This window comes from Kribbella sp. NBC_00709 (genome assembly GCF_036226565.1).
In the GTDB taxonomy this organism is placed as follows: Bacteria; Actinomycetota; Actinomycetes; order Propionibacteriales; family Kribbellaceae; genus Kribbella.
In genome coordinates this window covers 2,817,342-2,833,703 of record NZ_CP108996.1, presented here as the reverse complement: position 1 = coordinate 2,833,703, position 16,362 = coordinate 2,817,342, and the positions used below count along the sequence as shown (strand labels likewise).

Genomic DNA, 16,362 nt, shown 5'->3' with positions numbered 1-16,362 from the left:
TACACCCGGGAAGCGAGAGAATACTGTGGGCGACAGCCTGTGACGCACCGCGAGAGGAGGGGCCATGACGCAGAACCCGTGGACACGAGAGCAGTCTCCGGGTCCGCAACAGCCGTCGCCGGTCCCCACTCAGCCGGACATCACCCCTCGGGGGCCGTCCGCCCCGCAGCACGGGGTGCCGGCGCCCGCGGAGGATCAGCGCCTGCCCAAATTCGCGATCCCGGTTGCGGACACGTTGTGGTGGGTCGGCGTGCACGGCGGCGCCGGCGAGTCCACGATGTCGCTGCTGCTGCCGGGCACCCGGGCGGCCAACCACCGTTGGCCGATTCCGCCGCCACCGGTGCCGACCCCGGTGATTCTGGTTGCCCGCACCCACGGGTCCGGGCTGCGCGCCGCGCAACGAGCCGCGATCGAGTGGGCCTCGGGTGTCGTCCAAGGAGTGGCTGTGCTCGGCCTGGTGCTGATCGCGGACGCTCCGGGCCGGCTGCCGCGCGTGCTCGACGACTTCGCCGACATCGTCGGTGGGGGTGTGCCGAGAGTCTGGGACATCCCCTGGATCGAGGAGTGGCGCCGAGGGGAGGCTCCCACGCCTGACAACACCCCGGACGAGGTCTTCGAAGTCCTTGAATCCATCTACGCTCTTCGCGCGTCAAACCCAGCGGACTACCCCGCCCCGTACTGAAAGGTATTCACAATCATGATGTTGCTACACCACATGGTCACGGAGCTCAACAGCATGGCGCTGCCTCTGGATGCGCCTCCCGGCGTGCAGACCAACCTGGACAAGGTGCTCGGCTGGGTCCGGTGGATCGCGTACTCCGTCTGCACCCTCGGCATCCTGATCGCCGGCGGCATGATGGCCGTCGGTCAGCGCCGCGGTGAAGGTGGCGAGCACGCCGCCCGCCTCGGTTGGGTCCTGGCCGCCTGCATCGTGATCGGCGCGGCGACCGCGCTCACGCAGGCGCTCGGCGGTCACAACTGACGCCCGAGGCAGTGATCGTGGTGCGCGGCGAGCTACTCGGAGGCTGATCGCAGGTGGGACTGTTCAGCAGGGACCCCGACTCCGATGACGATTCCGACGGCGAAAAGACCAGCTTCCTCGAGGAGCGTGGGTTCATCGCGTCGGCGATCGTCATCGGAGCTGTGCTCATCTGTCTGGTGGTCTGGTTCATGGTGGGTGGGCGCTCGGACAATCCGGCGGCCGACCCCAGCCAGACTCCGAGCACCCTGGTCCCTACCGGACAGCCCACCGACACCGGGCCGACCGGTCCGCCCGCAACGCCGACCGAACAGCCGACCCCTACACGGACGGCACCGCCACCGCCGAACAGCCACACCGGTGGCTGCCACGACCCCAGCCCGGATCAGGCGATCCCGCGGATCGCCGCCCCGGTCGGGGTGAGCTGGCAGTTCGAGGCCGAGATGCTGATCCCGGTCCAGGCGGCCAGCGGGCCGGCGACCACCAGCCTGGACGGCGTGCGCTCCTGCTTCGCCCATTCGCCGACGGGTGCGGTGCTCGCGGCGATGGTCCTGCTCGGCCAGATGCAGAACCCGGCCGTCGGGATCGCCACGCTGCGCAGCCGGGTGCTTGCCGGCCCGGGCAAGACGGCGGCGCTCGCTGCGGCCAAGGACGACAAGGTGACGCCGCCGACCGTCGCCGGTGAGCTCCAGTTCTCGGGCTTCAAGGTGCTCTACTACCCGCCCCACGCGACGACGACGGTCATCCAGGTCGTCGCGAACCTGGACAACAAGGCGTACGGCGCCATGCCGATCACGATGCAGTGGTGGCACGGCGACTGGTATGCGGTGCTCCAGGACGACGGCACCTTCAACGGCTCGGTCGAGCCGGACATCCTGTCCAGTCTCAACGGCTACGTGAGGTTCAGTGGTGCGTCATGATCGCCCTCAAATGTACCGGATGGCCCTGGGACTGGGACGACTGCTTCAAGGACGGCCTGAAGACCGCGCTCGAGTGGGCCTTCGGCAAGTTCGCCGACTTCATCTTCCAGGCCATCGCGGACATCGTCGTGAAGGCTGTCGAGGCCGTGATGAAGGCCGTCGGTCTGCTCTGGGTCTACATCCCGACGCCGAACATCGAAGGCAACACACCGGCGCTCTGGATTCAGCAGCACACCAATTTCATCATGATCTTCATCGCCTCGCTGGCGGTGATCGTGTCCGCCATCCAGATGGCCGTCTCGCATCGCGGCGAGCCACTGCGGGACATCCTCCGGTCGTTGCTGACCCTCGTCGTGGTGACCGCGTCGGCCACGGCCTTCGCCGGGACCTTGATCTCGGCTGCGGACGGGTTCTCGAGCTGGATCATCAACAAGGCGCTGGCCGCGAACGGGCACAGTTTCGCGAAGAACCTCGCAGACCTGATGACCGAGCCGCTGAAGAGTCCGCCCGAGCAGTTCGGATTCGTGCTGGTCATCCTGGTCGGCATCCTGATGGTGGTCACCTCGGTCATCCAGCTCGGGCTGATGATCATCCGCTACGGGATGCTTGTGCTGCTGGTCGGCGTACTCCCGCTGACCGCGGCGGCCACCAATACCGAGATGGGTATGGCGTGGTTCAAGCGCGCACTCGGCTGGCTGGCCGGATTCATCATCTACAAACCGGTCGCGGCGCTCATCTACGCCACCGCGCTCTACCTGATGTCGACCCCGGACGTGAAGAACGCTCCGGACGGTACGCCGCAAACGATGAAGATCCTCATGGGCGTGACGATGATGGTTGTGGCCGTCGTCGCGCTCCCGGCCATTCTTCGCTTCGTCTCGCCAAGGACGTCTTGACATGATGCCGCTCAGCGTTCTGTCGTGGGCGATCGATCTCATGGAGAAGATCCTCGGGACGATCTTCAACCCGATTCTGGAAACGGTGATGAAGTTCGTGTTCGAGCCAATTCTCAAGGCCATCGCTTCCGCAGTCGGCACTCTCATGAGCACGATCGCCACCTTCTGGATCTACGTGCCGACGCCGGCGGTCGCGGGAGCTGACGGACGGCCGGCCAACAACTCGGTGAGCTGGATCTGGGAGCACACCCAATTCATCACGCTCTTCGTCGCGGCGCTCGGGCTGATCGTCGGCGCCGTCCAGATGGCCTGGAGCCAGCGGGGCGAATCGGCGCGCGAGCTGCTTCGCTCGCTGATCACACTCGCCATCGCCGCGGCCTTCTCGATCGCCGTCGCGCAGCTCCTGATCGGCGCCGCCGACATCTTCTCCAGTTGCATCGTCAGCACCGCGCTGGACTCGGGTAACGCCTCCTGGGTGCACAACTGCCAGAACATCGGTTCAGGCGACGCGCAACACTTCGGCACGGTGATGGGGACGGTCCTGGGCTTCGGCGCGGTCGCCGCGCTCGCCGGTTCACCGCTGCTGATCGGGATCATGATCGCGGTCGGCATTCTGACCGTGATCGCCAGCATCATCCAGATCGTGCTGATGGTCGTCCGGAGCGCCATGCTGATCCTGCTGCTCGGCGTCCTGCCGATCGCGGCCGCCGCGACGAACACCGAGATGGGCAAGAACTGGTTCAAACGAATAATCTCCTGGCTGCTCGCGTTCATCCTGTACAAGCCGGTGGCGGCGATCGTCTACGCGACCGCGATCCGCCTGGTGACGAACAACGGCGCCCCGCTGCACTTCGACATCAGCGACCCCAACGCCATCGGCAGCCTGGTGATGAACGTGATCACCGGCCTCACGATGCTGGTGCTCGCGCTGTTCGCGCTGCCGGCCCTGATGCGGTTCATCGTGCCGATGGTCTCGGCGACCGCGGGCGCGGCCGGCGCCGGCATGATCGCGGCCAAGATGATGCCCGGCATGGACAAGCTGGGCGACATGGCGAACAAGCAGGCCAGTGAGGGTGCGGACGAGGGCGGCGGAGGCGACGGCCCGTCCGGCGCCCAGAACGTCGGCAGAGCGCCGCAGCAGGCCCCGAGTGGCAGCGGTGAGGGTGCCGCCGGCGGCGAAGGCGCAGCGGCTGGTGGTGAAGGCGCAGGCGCGGCGGCCGGTGGTGAAGGCGCAGCAGCAGGTGCCGGCGCCGGAGCCGGTGCGGCTGCCCTCGGACCGGCGGCAGCGGTGGCTGCTCCGTTGATCGCCGCCAAGGCCCTGTCGGACGGCACCAAGACGATGGTGGCCGAGGCCGACAGCGACAGTGGCGGCGGCGGTGGTGGTGGTGGTGGTGGCGGTGGCGGCGGCCCGACCGGCAGCGGCGGCGGAGGCGGCGGCGGCGGAAGCCAAGGACAGCAGAGCGGCGGAGGCAACCCGCCTCCACCTCCACCGGGCCCGAGTGGCAGCGGCGGAGGCGACGACCAACCGACACCGGACGGACCAAGTGGCAGCGGCTGAGAACGTACGACGCGCACCTCGCACCTACGGCAACTGGCGGCAGCCCGCCTCCGCGGGCATCGCCGGCCTGGGCATGCTCGGCACGGGCATCATGATGGGTGGCCTGCTCCTCGTCGTCATCGCCACCATGTCCGGCGGCATACCCGCCGCGATGGTCACGCTGGTGATCGTCGGCGTCGTGCTGCTGCTGCTGATGACGAAGGACAAGCATGGGCAGTCCACCCTGCAACGGATCTCGACCCGTATTGGATGGCAGCGAGCAAAGATGGCAAAGCACAACATCTACCGATCCGGTCCACTCGGCCGCACCGCGTGGGGCAAGTTCCAGCTCCCCGGCCTGGCCGCGGCTTCCCAGCTGAGCGAGTACCAGGACTCGTACGGGCGTCCGTTCGCACTGCTGTACTACCCGAGCACCCGGCACTTCACCGTCGTCATCAACGCGGAGCCGGACGGCGCCTCGCTGGTGGACGAGGAGCAGGTGGACATCTGGGTCGCGCACTGGGGCCAGTGGCTGGCGTCGCTCGGCCACGAGCCGGGCATCGTCGCCGCCTCGGTGACGGTGGAGAGCGCCCCCGACACGGGCATCCGGCTGCGCCGGGAGGTCGGCAACAACATGATGGACGGCACGCCGGCGATCGCCCGGGCGATGCTGACCGAGGTTGTGCAGACCTATCCGGAGGGCTCGGCGCTCGTCTCGGCCCGGGTCGCCCTGACCTTCAAGGGCACCGACCGGAGCGGCAAACGCCGCAAGGAGGACGACATGGGCCGCGAGCTCGCGGCCCGGCTGCCGGCACTCACCCAGAGCCTGAACGCGACCGGTGCGGGCGCTGCCCGGCCGGTGAGCGCACAGGAGCTGTGTGAGGCGATCCGGATCGCTTACGACCCGGCGTCGGCCGTCCTGATCGACGAGGCCCGCGGCCAGGGCATGTCGCCCGAGCTGCAGTGGACCGATGTCGGCCCGTCCGGCACCCAGGCGTACTGGGACAAGTACCGGCACGACTCCGCCTGGTCGGTGACCTGGCAGATGTCCCAGGCGCCGCGCGGTGAGGTGTTCTCCTCCGTGCTGTCACAACTGGTGGCGCCGCACATCGACATCGACCGCAAGCGCGTCACCTTGCTCTACCGCCCGCTCGACGCGGGTACGTCGGCCCGGATGGTCGAGGCCGACAAGCGCAACGCGTCGTTCCGCGCCACCACGTCGGCCCGGCCGTCGGCGCGCAGTCTGGCCGAGGCACGCGCCGCCGACCGGTCCGCGCAGGAGGAGGCGCGCGGCGCCGGACTGGTCAACTTCGGCATGGTCGTCACCGGCACGGTGATGACCGTCGAGCAGATCCCGGACATGGTCGCCGCCATCGACAACCTGGGCGCCACCGCGCGCGTCCTGCTCCGGCCGGTGTTCGGCTCGCAGGACTCCGCGTTCGTGGCCGCCCTGCCGCTCGGCGTCGTCCTGCAGAACCACTTGGCCGTTCCGGCAGGTCTGCGGGAGTCCCTATGATCGTAGAAAACACAGTGACCTCTGGGGAGTCACAGTGAGCCCTAAGCAGAAGAAGCCGGTCGATCCGTCCCGTCGCGGTAAGCGGCCGATGCCACGTGGCTGGCCCGGTCCGGGCGGCGGCTACTCGACATACCTGCAGGCCGCGCCCGAGTGGCGCGGGACAACCGTGCAGGTGTGCGGGATGTGGCCGTTCGCCGCCGGTACCGGCAGCCCGATGGTCGGCGTGCCGATCGGGCGGAACATCCTCTCCGGCGCGACCATGTGCTGCGACCCGATCAGCTGGTTCATGCGGGCCAAGCTGATCTCGAACCCGTCGATGTTCGTGCTCGGCAAGCCCGGTCTGGGCAAGTCGACGATCACCCGGCGGATGGCCCTCGGCCTGGCCGGGTACGGCGTGATGCCGCTGGTGCTCGGCGACCTCAAGCCCGACTACAAGGACCTGATCGAGGCGCTCGGCGGCCAGGTCATCCAGCTCGGTCGCGGTCGGGGGCACCTCAACGTGCTCGACCCGGGTGAGTCCCGCCAGGCCGCACTCCGGCTGACCGGCAAGGCCCGCGAGGCGATCCAGGCCGACGCGCACGGGCGCCGGCAGACGATGGTCTCGGCGCTGATCGCGATCATGCGTAATCAGAACCCGAACGACCGCGAGGAGACGATCCTCGACGAGGCGCTCAAGGTTCTGGACGAGCGATTCCAGGGCACTCCGGTGCTGAAGGACCTGCTCCAGGTCATCCAGGACGCTCCGGACCGGGTCCGCAACGTGGCCCTGGACCGCGGCAGCCTGGACCGCTACCGGCAGATCACCGAAGGCCTCGAGGCCTCGCTGATCGGTCTGGTCGGCGGCGGTCGGCTCGGCGAGATCTTCTCCGCGCAGACCGACAACCCGATCCAGATGGATCGTCCGGTGGTGTTCGACGTGTCCAACGTCGACGACTCCGAGACCAGCCTGCAGGCCGCCGTACTGCTGGCCTGCTGGTCGTACGGGTTCGGCGCGGTCGCGGTATCGCAGGCGCTGGCCGACGCCGGCCTCGAGCCGCGGCGGCACTACTTCGTCATCCTCGACGAGCTCTGGCGGGTGCTGCGGGCCGGTAGCGGCCTGGTCGACCGGGTCGACGCGCTGACCCGCCTGAACCGGCAGCGTGGTGTCGGGATGGCGATGATCTCGCACACCATGTCCGACCTGCTCGCGCTGCCGAACCAGGAGGACCGGATGAAGGCGAAGGGCTTCGTCGAGCGTTCGGGCATGGTGATCTGCGGCGGTCTTCCGCGCGCCGAGATGGAGAACCTGACCGAGGTCGTGGCGATGTCGCAGGAGGAGCAGAACATGCTCGTCGGCTGGCAGGACCCGCCCGCCTGGGACCCGGCCACCGGCAAGGAGGCCGCGCCTCCCGGCCGAGGCAACTTCCTGATCAAGGTCGGCGGCCGCCCGGGCATCCCGGTGCACGTCGGACTGACCTCGGTCGAACGCGAGATCAACGACACCAACAAGCTGTGGAAGACCGGCGAGGACGGCAAGCCGTTGAAGGTGGAGGTCGCACCGGACGGCACCGAGGCCGTCGTCGGTGAGTACAGCCTGGACGACGCGGCGATGCTGCCGCCGCCGGACCCCACAACCCGAGTGGTCGCCCGAACGGGAGTTGACGAGTAATGGCCCAAGGCAGGAAGAGCACTGGACCTGGAGGCTTGTCGCCCGAGTCGATCATGATCTTCGCCGCCCTCGGTGTGCTGGCGCTGGTGGTGTTCTCCGTGTGGGGCGCACTGAAGGTCGCGGGCGCTGTCAACGGCACCGGCGTCGCCGGGAACCCGTTCGAAGCGGTCGTCGATCTGGCCAAGGGTCATATCGAGTGGTCCGGCGCGGCCAGCGGCGTACTGATCATCGAGCTGGTGGTGCTGTTCGGCCTGGTCGGCACCGGCTTCTGGTACTTCCGGAACCGGCAGCAGTCGGTCGGCCGGGTCGACCGGCAGGCGCAGCTGATGTCGAAGCGGTCCGAGATCTACAAGCTCACCCGGGAAGGCGCGCAGGAGAAGGCGAACCAGCTCGGCGCCGGGCACGCGGGCCCGGGCATCCTGATCGGCCGCACCGTCCGGGACAACCTCGAGGTCTTCGGCAACTGGGAAGACATGCACGTCGACATCTGGGGTCCCCGAACCGGTAAGACCACGTCGCGCGCGGTGCCCGCGATCCTGGACGCGCCCGGGTGCGTCGTCGCGACCTCCAACAAGCGGGACATCGTCGACGCCACCCGCGGCCCCCGCTCGGAGAAGGGCCCGGTCTGGGTGTTCGACCCGCAGGAGGTCTGCGAGGAACCGAACACCTGGTGGTGGAACCCGCTGAGCTACATCACCGACGAGACCAAGGCCCGTGAGCTGGCCGAGCACTTCGTCGCCTCGCAGCGCCAGGTCGGCGCTCAGACCGACGCGTTCTTCGATGCCGCCGGCACCGACCTGCTGGCCGGTCTGCTGCTCGCCGCCGCGGTCGCGAAGCGGCCGATCACGCAGGTCTACAGCTGGCTCGCCGACCAGCGGAACGACGAGCCCGAGCGGATCCTGCGCAACACTCCGGGCCTGCAGCTGTCCGCGGACGCGCTGTCCGGTGTCATCAACGCGCCGGACAAGCAGCGCGCGGGTGTGTACGGCACGGCGCAGCAGAGCGCGCAGTTCCTGGTCAACCGGAAGGTCACCCGCTGGGTGATCCCGAGCGGGCCGAACGACAACCGCCCGCAGTTCAACCCGCACGAGTTCGTCCGCAACGGCGGCACGCTGTACAGCCTCTCCAAGGAAGGCGCCGGTACGGCGGGTCCGCTCGTCACCGCGCTGACGGTCGCCGTCGTCGAGGCCGCGGAGCAGTTCGCCCGCGGTTGCCCGATGGGCCGCATGCCCAGTCCGCTGGTCGGCGTACTGGACGAGGCCGCGAACGTGTGCCGGTGGAAGAACCTCCCCGACCTGTACTCGCACTTCGGTTCCCGCGGCATCGTGCTGATGACGATCCTGCAGTCCTGGGCGCAGGGCCAGGAGTGCTGGGGCGACCACGGCATGCAGAAGCTCTGGGGTTCGGCCAACATCCGCGTGTACGGCGGTGGCGCGGCCGACGCGTCCTTCCTCGAGAACCTGAGCAAGATGATCGGCGACTACGACATCAACTCGAGCTCGGTCTCGTACAACGAGGGCAAGCGCGGCACCAGCCAGCAGGTCCAGCGGCACAACATCATGGAGGTCTCCGACCTCGCCTCGATGCCGCCCGGCCGCGCGGTCGTGTTCCCGTCCGGTATTCCGGCCACGCTGGTGAAGACCGTCCCGTGGTTCACCCGGCCGGACGCCGGTGCGGTGAAGGCGTCGCTGGCGAAGTACGATCCCGGAGCGGCTGCGAGCGTTCCGGTGAGCAACAACCCGTGGGTGTCTGCCGGCACCGGCGGGCAGGCGCCGCCGCCGCAACGCGGCCCGGACCGTCCGGTCTGGGAGCAGAACGAAGGGGACAACCGAGGTGGATGGTGAACAGGAGCTCTTCTATCCACACGTCGCGGCGTTCGTCGAAGACCGGCTGATCTACCTCTACACCCGGCGGCTCGGGCAGCAGTTCGTCTGGTGCCCCGAGTGGTACCGGCATGCGGAGGCACTCAGCCGGCTGGACTCGATCTGGCGCGCGTGGGAGCACCTGCGGCTCGACCCGGCGACAGGGATGTCGGTCTGGTGGCGCGACCACGCAGACCCGCACATGATGGCGCTGCTCGACCCGGACGGCCCGTTCGCCGCCTGCCGGAACAACGTCCACACCGACTACCCGATCCCGCCGTTACCGGTGCAGGAACCGCCGGCCGGCCTGTTCTTCGACCAGCGCCAGCCCAACATCCGCGGTATCTGAGATGTGGCGATGGGGCAACCTGCTGCTGGCGTTCCTCGTCGAGCTGGTTGCCCTAGGCATCTTCGCGTGGTGGGGCTGGGACACCGGCGGTACGACGTTGGCCCGTTGGCTGCTCGCCATCGGGTTGCCGCTGATGACCGCGGTGGTCTGGGGACTGTTCGCCGCGCCGACCGCCACCCGCGGTACGCCGGTGGTGCGGTGGATCGTGAAGGTGCTGGTCTTCGGCCTCGCGGGTGCCGCCCTCTGGAGCCTGGGGCACCCGCTGCTCGCCGTGGCGTTCGTCGTGGTGGTCGCGGCCAACCTGCTGGTCATCCACATCCAGAAGCTGCAGCCGGAGCCACGGACCTAGCGCTGCCCCGCCCCCTCGCTGCTACATGTCCAGGTCGATGCCGGTGTCTCGGCGCTGCTGCTCTTTCTGCTGCAGTTTCTTCTGCCTGCTCCGCGGACCGCGGGAACGCAGGCGGGCCTGGGGGAGCTGAGCCTCGGGGGTTTCCTTGGGCGGGTTCCGGACCGCCTCGATGGCATCCGGCTGCGCCTGGCGGGCATCGCGACGGTGGTCCTGCGCGGAGGCGTCGTACCCGTCGGCGATCCGGTCGTCGGACTCGGCGCGCCGGGCCTCGATGCCGCTGGCGCGTTCGTAGCGCCGGCCTTCCGCGGCCAGTCCGGCCGAGCCGCGCTCGTCGGGATGGGCGGCCGCCTCGTCCAGCTCGTGCCGGCCGTGCGCCAGGTCGCCGACGGACCGCTGCGTCTCGGTCGTGGCGTAGCCGCGGTACCGGTCGCGGGTCGCCTCGTCGGCGTACGCGAGCTCGAGGGCCCGGGCGGTCTCCGCCGTGGCGTCGAGGAGTTGGTCGCGGTCGCGGAGCTCGTCCAGCTGCTGCTGGTCCTTCGTGGTGAGCTCGAGACGCTCGGCGTGCGCTGCCTCGTCCTCTTCGTCGCGACGGGCCTGCTCCACATCCTCGGTGTGCCGCTCTACGTCCTCGTCGGCGGTCAGGCCGGCGACCGCACGCCGGTCGGCCTGGGCTCGCGCCTTCGTGGCACGCCGCTCACTCGCGGCCTCAGTGTCGTCGTCACCCTGCTCCCGCTGCACGGGGTCGAGCTCGACGGACTGGTCGTCGTCGGTGTCGGGCATGCCGCTCCTTTCCTTCCCGCTCCACGATGCCGCACTGCGGGGTCAGCGGGTAGCTCCGGTGACCAGCCAGCCGTCGCGGCGCTCGCGGGTGGTCAGCGTGAGGAACCGCAGCAGCATGTACCCGCCGAATGCCCACCACAGCGCGACGATCCCACCGCCCAGCCAGAGCACGGCGAGCGCGAGCGGCACATACAGGACGAGCGCGATGACCCCTGCCACGGCGAGGTACCGTCCGTCGCCGGCGCCGATGAGCACGCCGTCGAGCACGAACACGACGCCGTTCACCGGCTGCCACAGTGCGGCGACGATCAGGATGGCCGCGAGCGTACGCCGTACCTCGGGATCGCTCGTGAACCACGGGACGTAGACGTCGCGCAGGCCCCACAGCGCGAGGCCGCCGACCAGGCCGGAGAACAGGCCCCACCACATCATCCGCCGGGTGATCGTGCGGGTGCCTGCGACATCGCCCGCGCCGAGCGCTCGGCCCGTGAGTGCCTGCGCGGCGATGGCGATCGCATCCAGGGCCAGGGCGAGGAACGACCACAGTGTGAAGGCGACCTGGTGCGCGGCGACCGACGTCGTACCCAGTGCGGTCGCGACGAAGGTGAGCAGAATGATTGCCACCCGCAACGTCAGCGTGCGGACGATCAGCGGTACGCCCATCTGCGCGGACGCCAGGATGCCGGGGCGGTCCGGCCGCAGTTTCGCGCCGTCGCGGCGGGCACCGCGAACGACGACCACCACCAGCGCGACGCCGGCACCCGTCTGCGCGAGCGCCGTACCGAGGGCGGAGCCGGCGATGTTCAGGCCGATGCCGTAGACGAGGAGGACGTTCAGCCCGATGTTCGCCAGGTTGGCGGTGATGGCGACAACCATCGGCGTCTTGGTGTCCTGCAAGCCACGCAGTACGCCGGTCGCGGCGAGCAGGAGCAGCATCGAGGGGATGCCGAAGCAGGAGATCCGGAGGTACGTGACTGCGTAGTCAGCCACCTCGGGCGACGGGTCGAACGCTGCGATGGCCTGCGGCGCGAGCGCCAGCCCGAGCAGCGCCAGTACGACGCCGAGCAGCAACGCCAGCCAGAGTCCGTCGATGCCCTGGGCCAGCGCGCCCTTGTGGTCGCCGGCGCCGATCCGGCGGGCGACCGCGGACGTGGTGCCGTACGCGAGGAACACGCAGACGCCGACGAGGGTCTGCAGGATGGTGCCGGCGACGCCGAGCGCGGCGAGTTGCGGCGTGCCCAGGTGGCCGACGATCGCGGAGTCGGCGAGGAGCATGAGCGGCTCGGAGACCAGGGCGAAGAACGCCGGGACGGCCAGCCGGAGGATCTCCCGATCCTGTTCGCCCACCCATCGTCTGCGTCTCACCGGAGCGAGGTTACCCAGGCCGGCGGGCGAGTCTGGAAATTCGTCTCAGACTTTTTCTTCTCCACAGTTGTGCACCGGAGAAACCGCAGGTCAGGGCGATGTTGTGGAGTCTGGTCCACAGATATCCACAGGGTTGTTCGCAACCTGTGCACAGCAGTTCACGGAGTTTCCCACAGTTCGTCCACACCCCCTGTGGACGACCGGGTGGCTTTGGGTGACGGGAGCGGCGTACGGTCGCGAGGCCTGCTGCCGGAAACTGTCGGCGGGCCGGGTTACGGTTCGAGCAGATGTTCGAACCGGGCCACAGTGGCCGGGCGGCGGCGGACGAGGAGGTCGGGCGAAGTGAGCGTGGCGGAGTTCCGCGGGGGCCAGGACGACGGTCACGAAGAGCGCCGTCCCGAGATGGGCTTCGACCGCACACCACCGCAGGACCTGGCGGCCGAGCAGTGCGTGCTCGGCGCGATGATGCTCAGCAAGGACGCGATCGCCGACGTCATCGAGACGCTGCGCGGCACCGACTTCTACCGGCCGGCCCACGAGAGCGTCTTCGACGCGATCACCGATCTGTATGCGCGGGGCGAGCCGGCCGACGCGATCACCGTCGCCGCGGAGCTGAATCGGCGCGGCGAGATGGCCCGGATCGGCGGCGCGCCGTACGTGCACACCCTGGTCGCGTCCGTCCCGCTCGCGGCGAATGCGAGCTACTACTCGCACATCGTCCGGGAGAAGGCGATCCTGCGCCGGCTGGTCGAGGCCGGGACCAAGATCGTCCAGCTCGGGTACGCCGGTGAGGGCGAGGTCGACGATGTCGTCGACGAGGCGCAGGCGGAGATCTACTCGGTCACCGAGAAGCGGACCGCCGAGGACTACGCCCCGCTGAAGGACATCATGGAGGGCACCCTCGACGAGATCGAGGCGATCGACTCCCGTGGTGACGCGATGGTCGGCGTGCCGACCGGGTTCACCGACCTGGACGAGCTGACCAACGGGCTGCACCCCGGCCAGATGATCATCGTCGCCGCGCGCCCCGCGATGGGGAAGGCGCTCGCCCTCGACACCCCGCTGCCGACGCCGACAGGCTGGACCACGATGGCCGAGGTCGCGATCGGCGACCAGCTGCTGGACGCCGACGGCCTGCCGACCACGGTGGTCGCGGCGACCGAGGTGATGGTCGACCGGCCCTGCTTCCGGCTGTCGTTCTCCGACGGCTCCACGATCATCGCCGACGCCGAGCACCAGTGGCGCGTCGAGGATGGCGGCCGCCCGGTGATCTGCACGACTGCCGACCTGTTCACGGCGATGTCAGCGAGTCCCGGACTGACACCGCCGATTCCCGGGTCGGCGCCGCGGCAGATCACTGGGCACGGCTACCCGGCCGCGCTGCTCGACGAGGGCGATCGGCGGCTCGAGTGGGTCGACCCGGTGGACAGCGTGCCGGTGCGTTGCGTCGAGGTCGACAACGCCGACCATCTGTATCTGGCCGGCAAGACGATGATCCCGACCCACAACTCCACGCTGGGCCTGGACTTCGCCCGCTCCTGCTCCATCAAGCACGGCCTGACCTCGTGCATCTTCTCGCTGGAGATGAGCCGCAACGAGATCACCATGCGGCTGCTCTCCGCCGAGGCGAAGGTGCCGCTGCACCACATGCGCAACGGCAAGATGACCGACGAGGACTGGGCCCGCCTGGCCCGCAAGATGGGCGAGGTCTCCGAGGCCCCGCTCTTCATCGACGACTCGCCGAACCTCACCATGATGGAGATCCGCGCCAAGGCCCGCCGCCTCAAACAGCGTCACGACCTCAAGCTGATCATCATCGACTACCTGCAGCTGATGACATCGGGCAAGAAGGTCGAGTCCCGCCAACTCGAAGTCTCCGAATTCTCCCGCTCCATCAAGCTCCTCGCCAAAGAGCTGGAGCTCCCCGTCGTAGCCATCTGCCAGCTGAACCGAGGCTCCGAACAGCGCTCCGACAAACGCCCCATGGCCTCCGACCTCCGCGAATCAGGCTGCTTGACCGCGGACACCCGGCTGATGCGGGCCGACAACGGAGCGGAGATCTCGCTCGGTGAGCTGCTCGCGACAGATGCCAGGGATGTTCCGGTCTGGTCGCTCGACGACCGACTGAAGCTGGTGCCGCGCACGCTGACGCACGCCTTCCCGAGCGGGGTGAAGGAGGTCTTCCGGCTGAAGCTCGCTTCCGGCCGGGAGATCAAGGCCACCGCGAACCACCCGTTCCTCACCTACGACGGATGGAAGTCGCTCGGTGAACTGTCGCCCGGAGCGCGGATCGGCTCGCTCCGCCACGTTCCGGCGCCGCTCGAGGTGACCCCGTGGGACCAGGACGAGCTCACGTTGCTGGCTCACCTGCTCGGTGACGGGTCCTTCGTCAAGCGACAGCCGATCCGCTACGCGAGTATCGACGAGGCGAATCTGGCTGCGGTCGGTGAGGCGGCTCAGCGCCGGTTCGGCATTACCCCGATCCGCGACGAGTACGCCGCCGCGCGGGTGACGACGCTCCGCCTGCCGTCGCCGTACCGACTGGCCCGCGGCAAGCGGAACCCGATCGCCGCCTGGCTCGACGGCCTCGGCCTGTTCGGCCTCCGGAGCCACGAGAAGTTCATCCCGGCCGGCGTCTTCGCCCTCCCGAAGGAGCAGGTCTCCCACTTCATCCGCCACCTCTGGGCCACCGACGGCTCCGTCCGGTGGGACGCAAAGGCCGGCCAGGCCCGCATCTACTACGCCAGCACCAGCCGCCGCCTCACCGACGACCTGGCGCGCCTCCTCCTCCGCCACAACATCTTCAGCCGGATCTACGTTGCTCGGAAGTCGGGCTATCGAGACTCGTTCCACCTGATGATTGACGGTGTCGAGAACCAGCGACGCTTCTGCGACGAGATCGGCGTGCACGGCGCGCGTGGTGAGAAAGTAAACGAGGCACGAGCTCATCTGCAACACATCAAGGCTGCACCAAAGCTAGACACCGTGCCGGTTCAGGTCTGGGACCATGTCAAAGCCGCAATGCACGATCGGGGCGTGACGAAGGTAGCGCTGAGCTCAGCACTTGGACGACGCTACGCGAATCGACTGTTTGCCGGCGCCCCTACGCGTCAGCGCCTCGCCGATGTGGCCAAGATCCTCGACGTCGCCGAGCTCGAACTCCTCGCTACGAATGACATTTTCTGGGACACCATCACCACGATCGAGAGCCTCGGCGAGCAAGAGGTGTTCGATGCGACAGTCCTCGGGACCCACAACTTTGTGGCCAATGGCATGGCTCTTCATAACTCGCTCGAGCAGGACGCCGACGTAGTACTCCTCCTCCACCGTGAAGACGCGTACGAGCGCGAGTCCACCCGGCCCGGTGAAGCCGACTTCATCGTGGCCAAGCACAGGAACGGGCCGACCGCCGACGTGGTCGTCGCCTTCCAGGGCCATTACTCCCGCTTCGTAGACATGGCCCACGACGGCTGATTGCCCGAACTACTTCGAACTCCAGCGCTCGGCCGAGATCGATTCTTGGGACAGGAGGCGGAGGGAGGAGATGAGGGTTTCGCCGAGGATGGTGCCGATGACTACGGATTCGGCGAGTTGGTCCCGGGTCGGGTTTGCGGTGACGGCGTCGATTTCGAGCGAGGTGAAGCGTTCGACGGCTTCGGCGTAGGTGTCGAGGTGGGCGGCGAGGTTGGGCTGGCCGAGGTTGTGCAGGGCGGCGATGGTGTCGATGAGGGTGGCCAGGGCGGGGGCGTCGGGGTCGACCTTCCAGCCTCGCTTGCTGATCAGGTCGGTGACCTGGGTGGTGGCGGCGGCCCGGGCTTCGTCGGTGGCGGTCAGGCGGCGGGTGGGGGTGAGGGCGCGGTGGGCCCGGCCGATCTGTTCGTGCAGGGGTTCGGTGTCGGAGTCGAGGGACTCGAGGATGTCCTTCACGGTGGCCACCGGGACCTGGGCGAGCTCGATCAGGGCGCGGATCAGGCGGAGCCGGCGCACGTGGGCCTCGCGGTACGACGCCTGGTTCGGGCTGCTGAGCTCGCCCGCGGGCAGCAGGCCCTCGCGCAGGTAGTACTTGATCGTCGGCACCGATACGCCGGTGGCCTTGCTGAGTTCCCCGATTCGCATTGCGCTTGCCTTCCTGTCGTCTGTGATGGATAGTATCAGTATCCA

The 16,362-nt window shown here is 68.6% G+C and carries 14 protein-coding genes; 11 read left to right on the top strand and 3 right to left on the bottom strand.

What is annotated here, in order from left to right; genetic code table 11:
- The first annotated feature begins 64 nt into the window (after positions 1-64).
- Genes OHA18_RS13940 through OHA18_RS13895 form a run of 10 tightly spaced genes read left to right on the top strand, consistent with a single transcriptional unit; the run spans position 65 to position 10,056 of the window.
- Positions 65-682, top strand: coding sequence for a DUF6668 family protein (locus OHA18_RS13940; RefSeq protein ID WP_329004486.1), 618 nt, complete (start codon positions 65-67; stop codon positions 680-682).
- A 54-nt stretch (positions 683-736) separates the two neighbouring features.
- On the top strand, positions 737-982 hold the full coding sequence (locus tag OHA18_RS13935; protein WP_329004485.1) for a conjugal transfer protein TrbC: 246 nt from the start codon (positions 737-739) through the stop codon (positions 980-982).
- Between the two features lie 53 nt (positions 983-1,035).
- Positions 1,036-1,899: a hypothetical protein gene (locus OHA18_RS13930; protein ID WP_329004484.1), complete on the top strand. Its 864-nt coding sequence runs from the start codon at positions 1,036-1,038 to the stop codon at positions 1,897-1,899.
- Positions 1,896-2,795 (top strand): type IV secretion system protein, encoded by a 900-nt coding sequence (locus OHA18_RS13925; protein WP_329004483.1) that lies wholly within the window; start codon positions 1,896-1,898, stop codon positions 2,793-2,795. The genes OHA18_RS13930 and OHA18_RS13925 overlap by 4 nt, the downstream gene beginning before the upstream one ends.
- 1 nt (position 2,796) lies before the next feature.
- Entirely contained in the window at positions 2,797-4,353 is a 1,557-nt protein-coding gene (locus OHA18_RS13920) for a hypothetical protein (RefSeq protein ID WP_329004482.1), read from the top strand.
- Complete coding sequence (locus OHA18_RS13915; protein WP_329004481.1) at positions 4,340-5,848, top strand: SCO6880 family protein; 1,509 nt, start codon at positions 4,340-4,342, stop codon at positions 5,846-5,848. Before OHA18_RS13920 ends, OHA18_RS13915 begins: the two co-directional genes overlap by 14 nt.
- 34 nt (positions 5,849-5,882) lie before the next feature.
- A complete protein-coding gene (locus tag OHA18_RS13910; protein WP_329004480.1) occupies positions 5,883-7,496 on the top strand; it encodes an ATP/GTP-binding protein in 1,614 nt (537 codons plus the stop codon).
- A gap of 53 nt (positions 7,497-7,549) precedes the next feature.
- A complete protein-coding gene (locus OHA18_RS13905; RefSeq protein WP_329004479.1) occupies positions 7,550-9,340 on the top strand; it encodes a type IV secretory system conjugative DNA transfer family protein in 1,791 nt (596 codons plus the stop codon).
- On the top strand, positions 9,330-9,707 hold the full coding sequence (locus tag OHA18_RS13900; RefSeq protein ID WP_130443131.1) for a DUF4913 domain-containing protein: 378 nt from the start codon (positions 9,330-9,332) through the stop codon (positions 9,705-9,707). Before OHA18_RS13905 ends, OHA18_RS13900 begins: the two co-directional genes overlap by 11 nt.
- 1 nt (position 9,708) lies before the next feature.
- Positions 9,709-10,056: a YrdB family protein gene (locus tag OHA18_RS13895; protein WP_329004478.1), complete on the top strand. Its 348-nt coding sequence runs from the start codon at positions 9,709-9,711 to the stop codon at positions 10,054-10,056.
- Between the two features lie 21 nt (positions 10,057-10,077).
- Here OHA18_RS13895 and OHA18_RS13890 read toward each other — a convergent pair whose 3' ends face one another.
- On the bottom strand, positions 10,078-10,836 hold the full coding sequence (locus tag OHA18_RS13890; protein ID WP_329004477.1) for a hypothetical protein: 759 nt from the start codon (positions 10,834-10,836) through the stop codon (positions 10,078-10,080).
- A gap of 42 nt (positions 10,837-10,878) precedes the next feature.
- Positions 10,879-12,201, bottom strand: a complete 1,323-nt coding sequence (locus tag OHA18_RS13885; protein WP_329004476.1) for an MATE family efflux transporter — start codon at positions 12,199-12,201, stop codon at positions 10,879-10,881.
- Between the two features lie 402 nt (positions 12,202-12,603).
- On the opposite strand from OHA18_RS13885, the gene OHA18_RS13880 reads away from it, so the two are divergent.
- A complete protein-coding gene (locus OHA18_RS13880) occupies positions 12,604-15,675 on the top strand; it encodes a replicative DNA helicase (protein WP_329006104.1) in 3,072 nt (1,023 codons plus the stop codon).
- 9 nt (positions 15,676-15,684) lie between these two features.
- Here OHA18_RS13880 and OHA18_RS13875 read toward each other — a convergent pair whose 3' ends face one another.
- Positions 15,685-16,317 carry a MerR family transcriptional regulator gene (locus tag OHA18_RS13875; RefSeq protein ID WP_329004475.1) on the bottom strand — a complete coding sequence of 211 codons (633 nt, stop codon included), beginning with the start codon at positions 16,315-16,317 and terminating at the stop codon, positions 15,685-15,687.
- Between the last annotated feature and the right edge of the window lie 45 nt (positions 16,318-16,362).

What these genes read in the sequence shown, in the direction of transcription:
- OHA18_RS13920 (WP_329004482.1), top strand. Translation starts at nt 2,797, where the DNA reads ATGATGCCGCTCAGCGTTCTGTCGTGGGCGATCGATCTCATGGAGAAG.
- OHA18_RS13905 (WP_329004479.1), top strand. Translation starts at nt 7,550, where the DNA reads ATGATCTTCGCCGCCCTCGGTGTGCTGGCGCTGGTGGTGTTCTCCGTG.
- OHA18_RS13875 (WP_329004475.1), bottom strand. Translation starts at nt 16,317, where the DNA reads ATGCGAATCGGGGAACTCAGCAAGGCCACCGGCGTATCGGTGCCGACG.
- OHA18_RS13940 (WP_329004486.1), top strand. Translation starts at nt 65, where the DNA reads ATGACGCAGAACCCGTGGACACGAGAGCAGTCTCCGGGTCCGCAACAG.
- OHA18_RS13880 (WP_329006104.1), top strand. Translation starts at nt 12,604, where the DNA reads ATGGGCTTCGACCGCACACCACCGCAGGACCTGGCGGCCGAGCAGTGC.
- OHA18_RS13895 (WP_329004478.1), top strand. Translation starts at nt 9,709, where the DNA reads ATGTGGCGATGGGGCAACCTGCTGCTGGCGTTCCTCGTCGAGCTGGTT.
- OHA18_RS13935 (WP_329004485.1), top strand. Translation starts at nt 737, where the DNA reads ATGGCGCTGCCTCTGGATGCGCCTCCCGGCGTGCAGACCAACCTGGAC.
- OHA18_RS13890 (WP_329004477.1), bottom strand. Translation starts at nt 10,836, where the DNA reads ATGCCCGACACCGACGACGACCAGTCCGTCGAGCTCGACCCCGTGCAG.
- OHA18_RS13925 (WP_329004483.1), top strand. Translation starts at nt 1,896, where the DNA reads ATGATCGCCCTCAAATGTACCGGATGGCCCTGGGACTGGGACGACTGC.